The organism is Neorhizobium petrolearium (genome assembly GCF_017873175.1).
Classification (GTDB): Bacteria; Pseudomonadota; Alphaproteobacteria; order Rhizobiales; family Rhizobiaceae; genus Neorhizobium; species Neorhizobium petrolearium.
The window spans coordinates 1-1,141 of record NZ_JAGGJW010000060.1; the positions used below are offsets into that span (position 1 = coordinate 1).

1 protein-coding gene is annotated in these 1,141 nt (G+C 62.2%); it reads right to left on the reverse strand.

Annotated features, from left to right (window positions below; genetic code table 11):
• Positions 1–1,085: IS256 family transposase (locus J2046_RS33630; protein ID WP_210059148.1), on the reverse strand; the 1,085-nt coding region annotated here is incomplete at its 3' end.
• Positions 1,086–1,141 lie beyond the last annotated feature (56 nt).

A 1,141-nucleotide genomic window follows, 5' to 3' on the forward strand; every position in this document is an offset into this window, starting at 1 on the left:
ATTGCCGCTTCGTCACTGGGGAAGTGTCCGCGGGTGCGTACGGCCCGCCTCAGCTTGGAGTTCAGCGCTTCAATCGCATTCGTGGTGTAGATGATCCGGCGCACGCTCTCGGGAAAGGCGAAGAAGGGCACGACATGTTCCCAATTGCGCCGCCAGCTCAGGGCGATGGCCGGATAGCGCTGGCCCCAGTAGCCGGCCTCGAACGCCTCCAGTGCCTTCATGCCTGCCTCTGCGTCCTGGGCCCGGTAGATGGCCTTCAGCGCCGGCATCACGGTCTTGCGGTCCTTCCAGGACACGAACTCGAGCGAATGGCGGATCAGGTGAACGATGCAGGTTTGGACGATCGCCTGCGGAAAGACGGCGTTGATCGCCTCGGGAAATCCCTTCAGGCCGTCGACGACGGCGATCAGGACGTCGGCGACGCCGCGGTTCTTCAGCTCGTTCATGACGCGCAGCCAGAACTTGGCCCCTTCGGTCTGCTCGATCCAGATGCCGAGTATCTCCTTGGTGCCGTCGGGCAGGATGCCGAGCGCGATGTAGACGGCCTTGTTCCTGACGAAGCCCTCGTCCCTGATCTTGACCCGGATGGCGTCGAAGAAGACGAGCGGATAGACGGCGTCGAGCGGCCTGTTCTGCCATTCGCCGACCTCCTCCAGCACGGCATCGGTCACCGCCGAGATCAGGTCCGGCGACACGTCGATGCCGTAGAGCTCCTCCAGATGGCCACGGATCTCGCGCACCGTCATGCCGCGCGCATACATGGAGATGATCTTCTCGTCAAAATCGGGAAAGCGCCGCTGGTATTTGGCGACCAGCTTCGGATCGAAGGTGCCGGCCCGGTCGCGCGGGATCGACAGCGTCATCTTGGACGTGCCGGTCAGGACCGACTTCTTCGACACCCCGTTGCGCCGATTGGCAGGGCCGCCGGCCTCGCGCTCATCGTCCAGATGCTCGTCCAGCTCGGCGTTCAAGATGCGCTCCGAAAGCGCCTTCTTCAGATCGTCGACGAGGCCGTCCTTGGCGAAAACCTCGTTCGGATCACGCCCCGCGAGAAGCTGATCCAAAAGTTCCTTCTCAATGGCCATGTGATGATTCTCCTTTCCATCATCATGGCCTCAGACACAAAATTCCTGACAGTCCC